Source organism: Wolbachia endosymbiont strain TRS of Brugia malayi (genome assembly GCF_000008385.1).
Classification (GTDB): Bacteria; Pseudomonadota; Alphaproteobacteria; order Rickettsiales; family Anaplasmataceae; genus Wolbachia.
The window spans coordinates 893233-908141 of the sequence record NC_006833.1 but is presented as its reverse complement, the minus strand read 5'-3'; the positions used below and the strand labels follow the sequence as shown (position 1 = coordinate 908141).

The window sequence follows — 14909 nt, the reverse complement described above, 5'->3', positions numbered from 1 at the left end:
AACTTAATCTTGTTGGTACTGTAATGTTTAGTGGTATAATTAGGAGCTGTTGTGGGTCAAACCTCTTAAGGGATATAATATAGATCATCCTTTTAAAATGTTGGGCTGATGAATAATACTTTAAACATAGAGAGTTTTAAGTTCTGTATTCAACAGGATGTATTATTTTTAGATGATTATGTTCGTATCGTATTAGTTATGGCATCAAGAATAGAAAACTATGATACATAGTCCTGCTTGCTAGGGTGGCACAGGGGTCAATAGCTGCTAACAGATTTCTGTGTAGTCACTGTTTTGCTATATATAGTATAAAGAGTAGAAAAATCTTCTGTATGCTTCGAATTTACCAATTTTCTTTCTCATGTAGTAATGCCTATGAAACTATAACAGTTTTATATTCTTGTATATTTGTATGTAAGATTGTCATTGATAGTATGAAAGGTGAATTCAGGAAAAATAACAGATAAAAAGACTGGTTTGTTTTTGTAGCAGTAATTTAATAGCATATGGATGCACTGCTTTAGAGGATATTGTTGATGAATATTGCAAAAAGGTAGGAGGAAATGAGAGAAGCAGAATACTTGAGTTATTTAGGATAAATGCACAATTTGAATTAAACTTTTGGGACAGCGCATAAATTTCCAAAATTCGATCAAGTTTCTAAGAAACGTTGACAATTTTAAGCTAATTTGTATGCTTAATACATGTTTTTGAAGATGGTGTATGAAAAGTAAAGAACATGATTTTCATTTAGTGGATTCAAGTCCTTGGCCAATTGCCATGTCAGCTGCAATTTTTATTCTTGTGCTTGGATTAGTTGGCACGCTCCATAAACAGGTTTCTGGGATATTTGGCTTAGTTTTAGGAACCTCTGCAGTATCAGGAGTGTTGTTTTATTGGTGGAAAGATGTAGTAAAAGAAGCCATTTATGATAAGTGCCATACTGCAATTGTCAAGCATGGACTCAAGTTTGCAATGTACTTATTTATCCTTTCAGAAGTTGTATTTTTTATAGTGTTCTTTTGTTCATTCTTTAAAGCCTGGCTTGATCCGGTTTTTTTGTTTGAAACGTTTTCTCCTACAAAAAAAGTTAAATGGCCTCCTGAGGGAATTTTACTGCCTGATCCATGGTCGCTACCATTCATGAATACGTTAATATTATTACTCTCTGGTACAACAATTACCTGGGCACATCACTCTTTATTTAAAGATGATAAAAAGAGCATGATTAAAATGCTGTACATAACTATATTACTTGGAGTGTTTTTTGTAATAGTACAGGCAATAGAGTATCATGAAACGAGTTTCTCTTTACAAGAAGCAGGAATCTATGCATCCAATTTTTATATGATTACCGGTTTTCACTGTGCGCACGTTATAATAGGAATAATATTCTTGTCAGTATGTTTGTTCAGAGCGCGGAAAGATCAATTTACACCTCAGGATCATTTATGCTTTGAATTCGCTTCTTGGTATTGGCACTTTGTAGATATAGTCTGGATATTTTTGTTTGTGTTTGTTTATTGGCTAAGTGTTTTTTAAGTGACAAGAATAATAGGTCTCGATCCGGGAATGAGTAAAACCGGGTGGGCTATTATTGATATGGATGAAAGAAGCAATATCGAATTTCTAGGCAGTGGCACTATATCAACTGGTAATAAGCTCGGTATGGGTGAACGCTTGCATGTAATTTTTGAACAATTAAAGAAGGTAATTTCTCTGTATTCTCCAAGTGAAGCTGCAATAGAAAAAATTTTTGTTAATAAGAATCCAAAATCTTCACTAACTTTAGGATATGCGAGAGGGATTGTAATTTTAGTATTAGAAATAACAGAGTTAACTATGAATGAATATGATACAAATTATGTAAAAAAAAGCATCACCGGAAATGGCCATGCTGATAAGGATCAGGTTATATTCATGGTGAAACAGATAATTAAAAATTTAAATATAAAATGCCACCATGCTGCTGATGCTCTCGCTGTAGCGATTTGCCACGTTTATACAAAAAGTTCTTATTTTGTGAGGTAGTTTTATTATTCAATTGTGCATTTTAAATTCAACAACTCAAGAAAAATTATTTAATTACATTTATCTTATCTAATGTCCGTTGTAAAATAATACATGCGGAAATTTTATCATCTATTCTTTTTGATTTTGTGGTTGATACTCCGCTAATCTTTAGTGTATGAGCCGCAATAGACGTTGACAAGCTTTCATCTTGTAAATATGTGCTTACCTTGTATTTTTTTATCATTTTGTTTGCGAATTTGATTATGGTTTTACACCATTCACTTTTTTGTCCATCTATTTCCAGTGGTAACCCGATTACTATTGATCCAGCTTCATTTTTTTTGAATATTCTGTTTAGATAACCTAAATCTTTGCTTATATTTTTTCTGTAGTATACGCTATGTGCTGTAGCTATGAGCTGAGTTTTATCACTGAACGCTATGCCTATTTGCTTCTCTCCCATGTCAAGACACATTATGCATTTGTCTTTTGGAATAGACTTTAGAAATTCATAAGGATCTCTATATAGCATCTATTGGCATGACAAACATTCACTATAATCAATATCTGTTCTTTGCTGGAACATTTCACTTGCTTTGAATATGTCATGAGAAACCTTGTCAGCTCTCTGCATTGACTGTGATCGACAATAATATAAACTCTTTAAACCTTTTTTCCAAGCAAGCATGTGTATTTTATGCAAGTAACGTTTATGTACATTAGCAGGTAAAAACAAGTTTACTGATTGAGATTGACAAATATATGGGGTTCTATCACTTGCGTGTTCTATAATCCATCTTTGATCAAGTTCATATGCTGTTCTAAATGTTAATTTTTCATGCTTGTTAAGAAAATCTAAGTGCTGCACAGAACCTTCATTTGTCGAAATCGAAGACCATATTTTATCATTGTTTTGATTTTTTTCTGCTAATAGTTTTTGCAAGAATTTATTTCGCACTACAAATGAACCTGTTAGTGTCTTTTGTGTAAATACGTTTGCTGCATATGGTTCGATTCCAGGGGAAGTATTGCCTGCAATAATAGAAATTGAGGCAGTTGGGGCGATAGCAAGTTTATGTGTAAATCTTTCCATTAGATTGATTTCTTTAGCATCAAGGCATGCTCCCTTTTCTTCTGCTAATTTTTTAGAGACCATATCTGCTTGCTTGCGTAAATACTTAAATATTTTTTTGTTCCACTGTTGTGCTGTTACTGACTCGAAAGGAACCATTTTACTTTGCAAAAATGAGTGAAAGCCCATCACACCAAGGCCAATACTACGCTCTCTCATTGCAGAATACTTTGCTCGCTGTATTTCGTCTGGTGCTTTGTTTATAAAGTCTTCCAGTACGTTATCAAGAAAACGCATTATATCTTCTATGAAGAGTTCATTGTGTCTCCATTCTTTATAGTATTCAAGATTTACTGACGATAGACAACACACAGCAGTACGCAATTTGTTTAGGTGGTCGTAGCCTGTAGTTAAAGTAATTTCACTGCACAGGTTTGACATTTTGATATCTAAATTGAGTCTTTTGTAAGACTCTGGCTTATTGTTATTTATTGCATCGAGGAAGATAATGTAAGGTTCTCCAGTCTCAATTCTCGCTGTTAGTATTTTAATCCATATATCACGTGCTTTGATTGTTGAGATAACTTTGTTGTTATAAGGGCTGATTAAATTCCATTCTAGGTCGCTTTCAACAGCTTGCATGAATCTGTCATCTACTATCACAGCATGGTGTATATTTAATGCTTTGCGATTTGGATCTCCTCCTGTTGGCTTGCGTATATCCAGAAACTCTTCTATTTCTGGGTGGGATACAGGAAGATAAACTGCTGAGCTTCCTCTTCTTAAGGACCCTTGACTAATTGCGAGTGTTAGAGCATTTTGCACCACAATAAATGGTACGATTCCTGATGTTTTACCACTGCCTTTTACACTTTCGCCAATTGAACGTAAATTTCCCCAGTAACTACCTATTCCTCCTCCACGTGCGGCGAGCCAGACATTTTCGTTCCATAAATCGACTATTCCCTGCAGACTGTCTTCGGTTTCATTAAGAAAGCAAGAGATAGGCAATCCTCTGTTGGTGCCACCATTGCTAAGTATTGGTGTTGAAGGCATGAACCACAAATTGCTCATGTAATCATAAAGACGCTGTGCATGCTCTTTGTTATCAGAATAGTAGTTGGCAATGCGTATGAAGAGATCTTGATAACTTTCATTTTCTATTAAGTACCTGTCTGATAGAACTGCTTTCCCAAAATCGGTCAATTTGCCATTTTTTTCATGATTAATAATAATATTATTCATAAATTCCTCTTTGTTTTATTGTACATAGACACTGTTTTAAGCAATAGTAATGCTTTAAGTTAGGCTTTTCGATTTTTTTTGTGGATACTGTAATGCAAATAAGATACCATCAACCTGACTTCCATATATTTTACAATAACTCATATAGCTTATTTGCATATTTATTTCTTTTGCAACATGTTGAACATAACTTTCTGAGTGACGGAAGTAATCTCCTTTATTTACAAAGTCAATACCTTTACCTTCCTTTCTTCTTATTAAACATACAATTGCACCTTTTTTACTCGTAGATTTTTTTGCTAATTCCAGTTCTGCTTTAAAATCATGCAAATAATGTAGCACTTCAGCGAAAATAATGACATCATATAGGTGATTTCTCTCTTGTTTAAGGAACTCTGTCATTTCTATATGTATTAATTCATTATAAACAGGTTTACCCTTTATAAAGCATCCTCTAGCAATATTTAGCATTCTGTTTGAAATGTCAATTCCTGTTATGTGATTCCCAGTATTGTGTATTTTTAAGAAATGACCGCATATTCCAGTTCCACAACCAAGGTCAAGTACGTTGAGTTCAGAAGTGGAATCGTTAAAAATTTTTGTAATTACCGTGTGTACGAGTTCATGACCTCTATATTGTTTAGCGATTAACCAATGCTCGACAAAATGTTCTCCAGTGTAATCAAAATATTGTTTTATGATATTTTTAGGCAATTTTATAATAGGTGCTGGATTTGTCATTTTTTTTATGTAATAAGACGCTTCTTCGTAATTACTGTCTAGTTTTAGTGTCTTTGTTAAATAGGTGTAAGCTTTACTGGTATTTCCCATTGCAAAATGACACCTCCCTATGTTGTACCAAACTATAGGTAAATTGGAATAAAACATGCCGATTAACCAAAATCGTAATTTTGCATCTGAGATGTTACCTTTATAGAAGTGATATAAACCGATTTCAATATTAGTGCTTAATAGGTTTTTGGGTTTTTCAAGAAATGCTGTTGTTTCCTTATGGAGAGCGTTATATTTATTTACAGCGAATTGTTTAGCCTTCTTAAGGTTAAACATACCGATTAACTTATAAATAAAATTTAAAATAATACTTACGAAGGATAAGTTGCTTTTCATACCTTAAAAATACCCTTAATGTTCATTATCATTTTTGAGCAGAATCGATTTTTAAAGCATTTTATATTACAAAATATTTTTTTCATTAATTTTCATTGTATATAATTCTGCTTTATCACTTATTTAGGTTAAAAATTTTACCTACTTAGGATTACAGTATATTATCCTTGCCAACGTAAGTAAATATTTTGTGTAAAAAAGCGTTGACATATTATTTATTGGTTTCTAATATATAAGAAGTTAATTTAGTTTTTAGATGTTTGACAAGTTTTATGGTAGAGATTAATTTAATCTCAGTTCAATTTCAATAATATTTAACTCTGCATATTCTGCATATAGTCGAATAAATAAATTATTAAGAGCACTTGATGGATGCCTTGGCGTTAAGAGGCGATGAAGGACGTGGCAGGCTGCGATAAGCTGCGGGGAATTGTCAACAGGTTTTGATCCGCAGATTTCCGAATGGGGAAACCCAACTAGTTGAGCTAGTTATTGCATGTTAGATTAATATGTAAAGCGAACTTGGTGAACTGAAATATCTAAGTAGCCAAAGGAAAAGAAATCAACCGAGATTCTGTTAGTAGTGACGAGCGAAAGCGGGAAAGGCTAGTGGTTTAAGAATAAGAATTAGAATACTCTGGAAAGAGTAACCATAGAAGGTGATAGTCCTGTATAGGTAGAAAGTTTTTAAATCCTCGAGTAGAGCGGGGCACGTGAAATCCTGTTTGAACATGGGGGGACCATCCTCCAAGCCTAAATACTCCTTGACGACCGATAGTGAACAAGTACCGTGAGGGAAAGGTGAAAAGAACCCCGGGAGGGGAGTGAAATAGAATCTGAAATCGAGTGCTTACAAACAGTTGGAGCTTTATGTTTTTGCTATGGGAGCGATCTTGTAGCTAATTTACATTAGAGTGACAGCGTACCTTTTGCATAATGGGTCAGCGAGTTAATCTATAAAGCAAGCTTAAGCCGTTAGGTATAGGCATAGCGAAAGCGAGTCTGAATATGGCGTTTTAGTTTTATGGATTAGACCCGAAACCAAGTGATCTAGTCATGACCAGATTGAAGGTGTGGTAAAACACACTGGAGGATCGAACCAGTTAATGTTGCAACATTATTGGATGAGTTGTGATTAGGGGTGAAAGGCCAATCAAACTTGGAAATAGCTGGTTCTCCGCGAAATCTATTTAGGTAGAGCGTTGTATGTATGTTGTTGGGGGTAGAGCACTTGATAGACTAGGGGGGCTCACTGTCTTACCAAATCTAACTAAACTCCGAATACCAATAATTGATTATACAGCAGACACACTGCGGGTGCTAAGTCCGTGGTGGAAAGGGAAACAGCCCAGATTACTATCTAAGGTCCCAAAATTACAGCTAAGTGGGGAAGGAAGTAGAAAAACCATTACAGCTAGGAGGTTGGCTTGGAAGCAGCTATCCTTTAAAGAAAGCGTAACAGCTCACTTGTCTAAATAAGTTTTTCTGCGCTGAAAATGTACCGGGGCTAAAGCTGTATACCGAAGATGTAGGTACTTATTGATTGCAGTTAATAAGTGCGGTAGCGGAGCGTTCTGTAAATCTGTGAAGGTAGTTTGTAAAAACTGCTGGAGATATCAGAAGTGAGAATGCTGACATAAGTAGCGTAAAAGAGTGTGAAAAACACTCTCACCAAAAATCTAAGGGTTCCTACGTTAAGTTAATCTGCGTAGGGTTAGTCGGTTCCTAAGGCAAGTCCGTAAAGGAGTAGTTGATGGCAATCAGGTTAATATTCCTGAACCTCTTAAGTGTGACGGGTTTTGTATTTGTATAGGTCTTATTGGATTGACCTATGCTTAAAAAAAGCTCCAGGAAATAGCACTTATATTTATGAGGCCGTACCGTAAACCGACACTGGTGGATGAGTAGAGTATACTAAGGTGTTGAAAGAATGATGTTGAAGGAACTCGGCAAATTGTACCTGTAACTTCGGAAGAAGGGTAACCTGCTTTTAGGCAACTATAAGTAGGTGGCACAAAATAGGGAGTAGTGACTGTTTACTAAAAACACAGGACTCTGCAAACACGTAAGTGGAAGTATAGGGTCTGACGCCTGCCCGGTGCTGGAAGGTTAATAAGAGGGGTGTAAGCTCTAAATTGAAGCCCCAGTAAACGGCGGCCGTAACACTGACGGTCCTAAGGTAGCGAAATTCCTTGTCGGGTAAGTTCCGACCCGCACGAATGGCGTAACAATTTCTCCACTGTCTCCAACATCAATTCAGCGAAATTGAATTCCCCGTGCAGATGCGGGGTACCCGCGGTTAGACGAAGAGACCCCGTGCACCTTTACTATAGCTTTACATTGGTATTAAAAATGTGATGTGCAGAATAGGTGGGAGACTTTGAAGTTATGGCGCTAGCTATAATGGAGTCAACCTTGAGATACCACCCTTTACACTTTTGATACCTAACTATGTTTCATTATCTGAAACTAGGACATTGTATGGTGGGTAGTTTGACTGGGGCGGTCGCCTCCTAAAGAGTAACGGAGGCGTGCGAAGGTAAGCTAGAGCTGGTCGGAAATCAGCTTGATAGTATAATGGCATAAGCTTGCCTGACTGCGAGGCTGACAAGCCAAGCAGAGACGAAAGTCGGTCATAGTGATCCGGTGATTCTGTATGGAAGGGTCATCGCTCAACGGATAAAAGGTACGCCGGGGATAACAGGCTGATGGTGTTCAAGAGTTCATATCGACGACACCGTTTGGCACCTCGATGTCGACTCATCACATCCTGGGGCTGAAGAAGGTCCCAAGGGTTCGGCTGTTCGCCGATTAAAGTGATACGTGAGTTGGGTTTAGAACGTCGTGAGACAGTTCGGTTTCTATCTGCCGTGGGTGAAGGAAATTTGAGAAGATCTGACTCTAGTACGAGAGGACCGAGATGGATATACCTCTGGTGTACCAGCTGTTATGCCAATAGCATTGCTGGGTAGCTATGTATAGGTGGGATAATTGCTGAAAGCATATAAGCAAGAAACCCTCTTCAAAAAGATTTCCCAATTAAGGCCGTGGAAGACTACCACGTTGATAGGCTAGGTGTGGAAGCATGGTAACGTGTGGAGCTAACTAGTACTAATAGCCTGATTGATTTATTTGTTTTCTATATGTGAATATGCAGTGTTAAATATTAAGTGAATTTATTGAATTAGAGGTTTTTATTAACTTGGTGGTTTTAGCAAAAATGAAACACCCGATCCCATCTCGAATTCGGAAGTGAAACTTTTTAGCGCTGATGGTACTTGAAAAGGGAGAGTAGGTCGCTGCCAAGTTTATAAAAATTTCTTTATTAATTAAGTGATAAACATACTTTTATTTTAATTCCCTTGTTTTTTTAATTTCTGCTTTTTAGCAAATTTGCCTGCCTTTTCTTACATTTCCTTGATTGTTTTTTATTATATTGTCTAGCTTTGTTCCTACTTCTTCTTTATATAATTGATTTTCTTTTAAAAGAGAATAACTGATTTCTAATAACATTACATTACTTTCTGCCTCTAATAATTTTTGTTGCTTGAATGCTGCCTTCCAATCTATCCATGTTCCTTTTCCATTTTCTTTAGAGGGAAATAAAGATCCATACATCTCACTAAAGTTTGTATCACTTGCCTCTTTTATGTGCGCCATCATTCACCACACCTATTAATCAATTTTAAAAATTTTACCTATGTTATCATAAATAATATAGTTGTAAATACCTTAATTGAGATTTTTTCTTATTTTATTTTTTTTAAGCAAATAGTTATATCTTTCCGTAAGTTTTTATAACTTGCTTGCATAATATTTTTATGAGTTAATATTATGTAGTAGTACCCTATATTACTTATATCTAAAATGTTAGTTCTAGCAAGTACTCGTAATCGTCTTTTGATTTTGTTTCTTTTTGTTGCTTTTCCGGCTTTTTTACTAATAACAATACCTACCCTGATGATGTCAACATGCTTTTCAGGCGCTCTCTCTTTTATAGCATATAATGATATATAAAGCCCACGGTAAAAAAGATTACTAAGTGCTAGTTTGTTTTTAAAGGCAAGTGAAAAATCTTTTTTTTTATGCTTGATAACTTGATTATGCACATAATTTTTTACACCCTAATGAACGACGTCTATTGAGGATTTTCCTTCCAGCTCTTGTTGCCATACGCGAACGAAAACCGTGCCTACGTTTTCTTATCAAATTTTTTGGTTGAAATGTTCTTTTCATTGTTTTTATAAATACAATTAGCTATTTTAAATTGTTTTACTTTATTGTCAAATGATGGTTGCATTATATGTATTGAATGCTCTTAAAAATTGTATTCTCGTAAAATAAGATTCGATATGTGAGCAAATGAATTCATTGACAATGATCCTTTTCATACCTGTACTACTGATTCTTTTATTTTCCTTCAGCAAGTTTCAGCGGATGGACAAGGTTAAAATTTATTTATGCCTTAGTTGTGTATGGATGTTAACTTGGTCGTTAATACTCTGTGACGATTACTTTATAACTTCTGTTTCCATAGCATTCCTTTTTTTCATGTTTGCTTTTATTTTTAAGAGTAGAAGAAGTAAGGTAATCAAATTTTCATTATTTGTGGCTCTAGCCATATCGTTTTTTATCACTTTATTTATAATGCTATCTATTCTTACTCAGTCTATTGAATTTTTTAAAAAGGTATCTATTTCAGAATTCTTGTTTTGCTTAAAATGGGGCCACAGTGTACTAACTATCAATGAAGAAAAGGTAAGGTGTTTCGGTATAACTCCGCTTTTGGTTGGTACATTAGTTATAACTATTGTAGCAATGCTAGTTGCTGTTCCGCTAGGTTTATTTTCTGCGATATATATTAGTGAATATGCAAGTGAGAAAGTACGTTACATTGTTAATACAACGTTGCAAGTTTTGTCTGCTATTCCTACGGTTGTATATGGATATTTCTCGGTTGTATTTTTATCTTCCTTTGTAAAGCAGATAGCAAGTTTTTTTGGGTTAAATATACACTCAGAGAGTGCCTTAGTTGCTGGTTTATCGATAGGGATAATGATTCTACCTTTTATTATTTCTTTATTAGAGGATGCGATCAGGTCTGTGCCAAAAAGCTTGCGTTATGGCTTTATGGCGTTGGGGGCAACTCCAGCAGAAACTATATGGCACATAACAATACCTTATGCAATGCCTACAATTTTAAGTGCAATTTTATTATCAATTTCAAGAGTAATAGGCGAAACAATGATAGTACTGATGGCTGTGGGAATCAACTCGAACTTGACTTTCAATCCTCTTAATTCAGTTACTACCATTACTGTACAAATCGCTACATTACTTACCGGGGATCAGGATTTCAATAGCATACAAACTCTTGCTGCTTATGTGCTTAGTTTAGTACTATTTATTATTACTTGGTTATTGAATGCTTTTGCATTGTTTATAATAAAGCGTAATTAGCAAATGTTGTTGCAAAATTTCTATTTATAATATAAAATTTATTTTTTTCAGAGTTCTTTAGGGGCTTTTTTTGTTAAATTATAGTGTTAGATGATAAAAGTAAAGAAATGAATGTAGGTAGAACGGTTAAGGTAACTCAAGCAGTTGTTGATTTAAAATTTGAAGGCGAACTACCTAGAATATTTAATGCTTTAAAGAGCAAACTAGAATATAGAGGTAAGGAGCTAATTTTAGAGGTTTCACAGCATATAGGTGACAATATAGTCCGTTGTATTGCTATGGATAGCACAAATGGTGTATCAAGAAATGACGAGTTTGTTGATACAGGTGCACCAATATCAGTTCCGGTTGGGCGTTCAACTTTAGGAAGGATTTTTAATGTTGTTGGAGAGGTTATAGATGAATGTGGCCCACTGAAAGGAAAGTATGATTTAGAATCCATACACAGAGTGCCTCCAAGTTTTACTGAACAGAAAATACAGGAAGAAGTTTTAGTTACGGGAATAAAAGTTATAGATCTTCTTGCTCCTTACCTTAAAGGAGGAAAAATTGGCTTGTTTGGTGGAGCTGGTGTCGGTAAAACAGTTCTAATAATGGAGTTGATTAATAATATAGCAAAAGCTCATAAAGGATTTTCTGTGTTTGCCGGGGTAGGGGAGAGAACACGTGAGGGTAATGACCTTTATCACGAGATGATCACTTCAAATGTAATAAATGTCAATGAACACGAAAAATCTCAAGCTGTTTTGGTTTATGGTCAGATGAATGAACCTCCCGGAGCAAGGGCTAGAGTTGCTTTGACAGCACTAACTATGGCAGAGTATTTTCGTGATCATGAAAACCAAGATGTTCTATTTTTTGTGGACAATATCTTCCGTTTTACACAAGCTGGTTCAGAAATTTCTGCTTTGCTTGGAAGAATGCCTTCAGCTGTTGGTTATCAGCCAACCCTTGCAACAGATATGGGTGCAATGCAGGAGAGAATAGCTTCGACTACTTCAGGCTCTATTACTTCTGTACAAGCTATATATGTTCCTGCAGATGATCTAACTGATCCGGCTCCAGCAGCTACATTCTCTCACCTTGATTCAACCACAGTATTGTCAAGACAAATAGCTGAAATGGGTATATATCCTGCTGTTGATCCGCTTGATTCAACATCTCAATCTTTGTCTGCTGAAATTGTTGGTGAAGAGCATTATAAGGTAACTTCTGAGGTAAAACGTATATTGCAAACTTATAAATCATTGCAAGATATTATTGCCATACTTGGTATGGATGAACTGTCTGATGAGGATAAAATTACTGTTGATAGAGCTCGTAAAATTCAGAAGTTTTTTTCTCAACCTTTTCATGTTGCGGAAGTATTTACTGGTATGCCTGGTAAATTTGTTTCACTTTCTGATACTGTTTCCAGTTTTAAAGGGATTGTTGAAGGCGAGTATGACCACTTGCCAGAGGCTGCATTTTATATGGTAGGGAATATAGATGAAGCGATAAAAAAGGCTGAATTAATCAAGGATGAAACTAAAGTTGGAGCTAAAAGTTAAGAGTTATGAAAGTACAATTTTTCTCTCCTGATAATCAGATTTCATTCAAGAGGGTAGTGTCTCTTTCGGTAAATGGGCTAGAAGGGGAGCTGGTGGTTTTAGCTCACCATTCTCCTTACTTAATTTATTTATTACCTAGTGTAATTACTGTTAAAACTGTTATCCAGAAGGAGAAGAAGGTTGTGATTGATAATGGAATATTGGAAGTTGCAGGTAATAGTTGTAACATTATGACAAATCAAGTTCAGATTTTTGATCATGTGATTCATGATGAAGAGCTACTTAAAAATAAGAGAATTAGTATGTATTTAAGTTATCTTAATGGTAAATTTCTTTCTTAGCTATTTTAAGCAAAAAGTCGATTATCATTCAAGCAGCTGTAAGGTTTTTGCTCATGGTGCTCTTTTTTTGTTATCCCAGTGCCCAGAAACACAACTGTATGAACACTGTGGTTTGAGTTTACCAGGAGGGTGTCATCTCAGCGCCCATTCCTTGTTATTTAAGTGTATGACACTAGGATTTAGGAAAAAGAATGATATCATCCTAGTACTCAGACATACAACTGTACAAGCATTGCGATTTAGACCTACCGATGGGGTATTATCCCAGTGCTCCTTCCTTGTTATCCAAGTGTATAACACTAAGATCCAGCTTTCCATGCAGTCTCATCGAAAATGTTTATTTCAAGTAAAACCAGCTTGCTTTTATGCTTATCAACTCGGTGTGCTTACTTACAACCAGAATTCCTGGATCTTAGTGTCAAGCACTGGGGTGATAGCAGTATTTGATATCTTGTATTTACCCTACTACAACATAGAAAGTTCTTACAGCTGCGTGTCCGAGCACTGGCATGAAATCATTCTGGTAGGGATTGCTCTCAAAATACAATGTTCGTACAGTTATGTGTTAAGCTACTTGGATAACATCTTTCTTCTTGGTACAAATTACTCTTACTTGATGTTTGTACAGTTATGCTTGGGTGACATCAGCAAATTGGTGTCTTATTCTACCATAACTCAGGAAGTTCACACGGTTATAAGTCAGGCAGTAGGATGGCAAGATTCTACAGGGATATTTTTTTTCGTGGAAGGTTAATATGGAAATTTTTCTTGATAGCGTTGATTTAAATGAAATTGAAGAACTGAAAGAGTTCATTGATGGTATAACAACCAATCCTTCTTTAATAGCAAAATCTGGGCGTAAAGATAAATACGAGGGTTTAATAAGTGAGATATGCTCTATTGTAACAGGGCCTGTTAGTGTTGAAGTTGTTGCAAGTAACCATGAAGATATGGTTAAAGAAGGCCTTAAGTTAACAAAAATTGCTAGTAATATTGTAGTAAAATTGCCTCTTACATATGAAGGATTAATTTCTTGTAAAAAGTTGTGGACAGAACATAAAATACCTGCTAATATAACATTATGTTTTTCTCCTGGACAAGCACTGCTTGCCGCTAAGGCCGGTGCTTGTTTTATTTCTCCCTTTGTTGGTCGCCTTGATGATATAAGCTATGATGGCTTGTTGCTAATAGAAGATATATGCACTATATATTCTAATTATGGATTTGATACTAAAATTCTCGTTGCATCGGTAAGGAGTCCAACACATGTAATAGAAGCTGCAAGGCTTGGTGCTAATTCAATTACTGTGCCAGCAAAAGTGCTTAGACAATTACTTAACCATCCACTTACCGACCGGGGGCTTGCAATATTTGAAAAAGACTGGAGTACAAAACAGTAAATAATCAAAGGAATTTGCTAAGTGAGAAAAGGCAAAAACATATTAACCTAAAGCATATGAAGCTTTGCTATTTTACAATCTAATGTTAAAAATCATAGATATACTAGTTAGCTTTTTGACTTAAGAATAAAAGTCAAGTGTCAGATGTTATGCTGCTACTGTTACTATGAAAAACCTTTTCACACGTGAAGTTGGTAATATGTTATTACTACCATAAGGGCGATAAGCTACACAGCGTAGAGAACAACACAGCTATAGGCATCTGAGATTTAGGAAAAATGCAGCATACATATGACCATGTGCATCTGTATATCCTAAAGAGGATACATTACACTTTTTACTGAATTTTGTTGTTTTATCTGTAGGCCGAGGTATATTTTAAGCTCTCTAAATACCTCTGCTATCATTATAATGAGGTTTGAAGTATGCAGAAGTAATTTTTTTATAGCTCTGTTTCTACGGCTTAAAAAAGCCTGGATTACATTTTGCTTCATAGTTGCAACTAACCTTGAGCTATAAATATTTAAGAAGCTTACCAAATGGAAAAAAAGGTGAAAGGGACTCTGTGGTAGAAGTTGCTTACTCTCTAATCCTGCAAATTGGTGTGCTATACTATCTTAAATGCTTTATAAGCGCGTTTCAGCTCATATAGATAAAAACCCTAGAAATCTTGTGAAGACATAAGGTACACATAGTGCAA

Annotated in this window: 12 protein-coding genes and 2 rRNA genes; 8 read left to right on the top strand and 6 right to left on the bottom strand. The window is 35.4% G+C overall.

What is annotated here, in order from left to right; all coding sequences use genetic code 11:
* Positions 1 to 723 precede the first annotated feature (723 nt).
* Complete coding sequence (locus WBM_RS04250) at positions 724 to 1542, top strand: cytochrome c oxidase subunit 3 (protein ID WP_011256895.1); 819 nt, start codon at positions 724 to 726, stop codon at positions 1540 to 1542.
* Positions 1543 to 2031: a crossover junction endodeoxyribonuclease RuvC gene (ruvC, locus tag WBM_RS04245; RefSeq protein WP_011256894.1), complete on the top strand. Its 489-nt coding sequence runs from the start codon at positions 1543 to 1545 to the stop codon at positions 2029 to 2031. It abuts the gene before it with no gap.
* A 46-nt stretch (positions 2032 to 2077) separates the two neighbouring features.
* Here ruvC and ruvX read toward each other — a convergent pair whose 3' ends face one another.
* Genes ruvX through WBM_RS04230 form a run of 3 tightly spaced genes read right to left on the bottom strand, consistent with a single transcriptional unit; the run spans position 2078 to position 5458 of the window.
* Complete coding sequence (ruvX, locus tag WBM_RS04240) at positions 2078 to 2545, bottom strand: Holliday junction resolvase RuvX (RefSeq protein ID WP_011256893.1); 468 nt, start codon at positions 2543 to 2545, stop codon at positions 2078 to 2080.
* On the bottom strand, positions 2546 to 4330 hold the full coding sequence (locus WBM_RS04235; RefSeq protein ID WP_011256892.1) for a ribonucleoside-diphosphate reductase subunit alpha: 1785 nt from the start codon (positions 4328 to 4330) through the stop codon (positions 2546 to 2548).
* Between the two features lie 54 nt (positions 4331 to 4384).
* A complete protein-coding gene (locus WBM_RS04230; RefSeq protein WP_041571499.1) occupies positions 4385 to 5458 on the bottom strand; it encodes a methyltransferase in 1074 nt (357 codons plus the stop codon).
* A gap of 345 nt (positions 5459 to 5803) precedes the next feature.
* Between WBM_RS04230 and WBM_RS04225 the strand changes: the two genes are divergently transcribed.
* A 23S ribosomal RNA gene (locus WBM_RS04225) occupies positions 5804 to 8594 on the top strand.
* Between the two features lie 65 nt (positions 8595 to 8659).
* Positions 8660 to 8766: ribosomal RNA gene (gene rrf / locus WBM_RS04220) — 5S ribosomal RNA — on the top strand.
* 76 nt (positions 8767 to 8842) lie between these two features.
* Here rrf and WBM_RS04215 read toward each other — a convergent pair.
* From WBM_RS04215 to rpmH, 3 genes are all read right to left on the bottom strand, one after another.
* The gene (locus WBM_RS04215) at positions 8843 to 9121 is read right to left on the bottom strand and encodes a hypothetical protein (RefSeq protein ID WP_011256890.1); all 279 of its coding nucleotides are present in this window, start codon (positions 9119 to 9121) and stop codon (positions 8843 to 8845) included.
* Between the two features lie 86 nt (positions 9122 to 9207).
* Positions 9208 to 9567 (bottom strand): ribonuclease P protein component, encoded by a 360-nt coding sequence (gene rnpA, locus WBM_RS05585; protein ID WP_011256889.1) that lies wholly within the window; start codon positions 9565 to 9567, stop codon positions 9208 to 9210.
* Complete coding sequence (gene rpmH / locus WBM_RS05580; protein ID WP_011256888.1) at positions 9560 to 9694, bottom strand: 50S ribosomal protein L34; 135 nt, start codon at positions 9692 to 9694, stop codon at positions 9560 to 9562. Before rpmH ends, rnpA begins: the two co-directional genes overlap by 8 nt.
* Before the next feature lie 126 nt (positions 9695 to 9820).
* Here rpmH and pstC point away from each other — a divergent pair, with 126 nt between their 5' ends.
* The 4 genes from pstC to fsa all read left to right on the top strand — a co-directional run bounded on the left by pstC (position 9821) and on the right by fsa (position 14209).
* The gene (pstC, locus tag WBM_RS04205) at positions 9821 to 10918 is read left to right on the top strand and encodes a phosphate ABC transporter permease subunit PstC (RefSeq protein WP_179943606.1); all 1098 of its coding nucleotides are present in this window, start codon (positions 9821 to 9823) and stop codon (positions 10916 to 10918) included.
* 107 nt (positions 10919 to 11025) lie between these two features.
* Positions 11026 to 12468: a F0F1 ATP synthase subunit beta gene (atpD, locus tag WBM_RS04200; RefSeq protein WP_041571591.1), complete on the top strand. Its 1443-nt coding sequence runs from the start codon at positions 11026 to 11028 to the stop codon at positions 12466 to 12468.
* A gap of 5 nt (positions 12469 to 12473) precedes the next feature.
* Positions 12474 to 12809 (top strand): F0F1 ATP synthase subunit epsilon, encoded by a 336-nt coding sequence (locus WBM_RS04195; protein ID WP_011256885.1) that lies wholly within the window; start codon positions 12474 to 12476, stop codon positions 12807 to 12809.
* Between the two features lie 755 nt (positions 12810 to 13564).
* Positions 13565 to 14209 (top strand): fructose-6-phosphate aldolase, encoded by a 645-nt coding sequence (fsa, locus tag WBM_RS04185; protein WP_011256883.1) that lies wholly within the window; start codon positions 13565 to 13567, stop codon positions 14207 to 14209.
* The last annotated feature ends 700 nt before the right edge of the window (positions 14210 to 14909 follow it).

Excerpts from the sequence above, each read along its gene's own strand:
- WBM_RS04250 (WP_011256895.1), top strand. The coding sequence starts at position 724 with ATGAAAAGTAAAGAACATGATTTTCATTTAGTGGATTCAAGTCCTTGG.
- ruvX (WP_011256893.1), bottom strand. The coding sequence starts at position 2,545 with ATGCTATATAGAGATCCTTATGAATTTCTAAAGTCTATTCCAAAAGAC.
- WBM_RS04235 (WP_011256892.1), bottom strand. The coding sequence starts at position 4,330 with ATGAATAATATTATTATTAATCATGAAAAAAATGGCAAATTGACCGAT.
- WBM_RS04230 (WP_041571499.1), bottom strand. The coding sequence starts at position 5,458 with ATGAAAAGCAACTTATCCTTCGTAAGTATTATTTTAAATTTTATTTAT.
- WBM_RS04215 (WP_011256890.1), bottom strand. The coding sequence starts at position 9,121 with ATGATGGCGCACATAAAAGAGGCAAGTGATACAAACTTTAGTGAGATG.
- rpmH (WP_011256888.1), bottom strand. The coding sequence starts at position 9,694 with ATGAAAAGAACATTTCAACCAAAAAATTTGATAAGAAAACGTAGGCAC.
- pstC (WP_179943606.1), top strand. The coding sequence starts at position 9,821 with ATGAATTCATTGACAATGATCCTTTTCATACCTGTACTACTGATTCTT.
- atpD (WP_041571591.1), top strand. The coding sequence starts at position 11,026 with ATGAATGTAGGTAGAACGGTTAAGGTAACTCAAGCAGTTGTTGATTTA.
- WBM_RS04195 (WP_011256885.1), top strand. The coding sequence starts at position 12,474 with ATGAAAGTACAATTTTTCTCTCCTGATAATCAGATTTCATTCAAGAGG.
- fsa (WP_011256883.1), top strand. The coding sequence starts at position 13,565 with ATGGAAATTTTTCTTGATAGCGTTGATTTAAATGAAATTGAAGAACTG.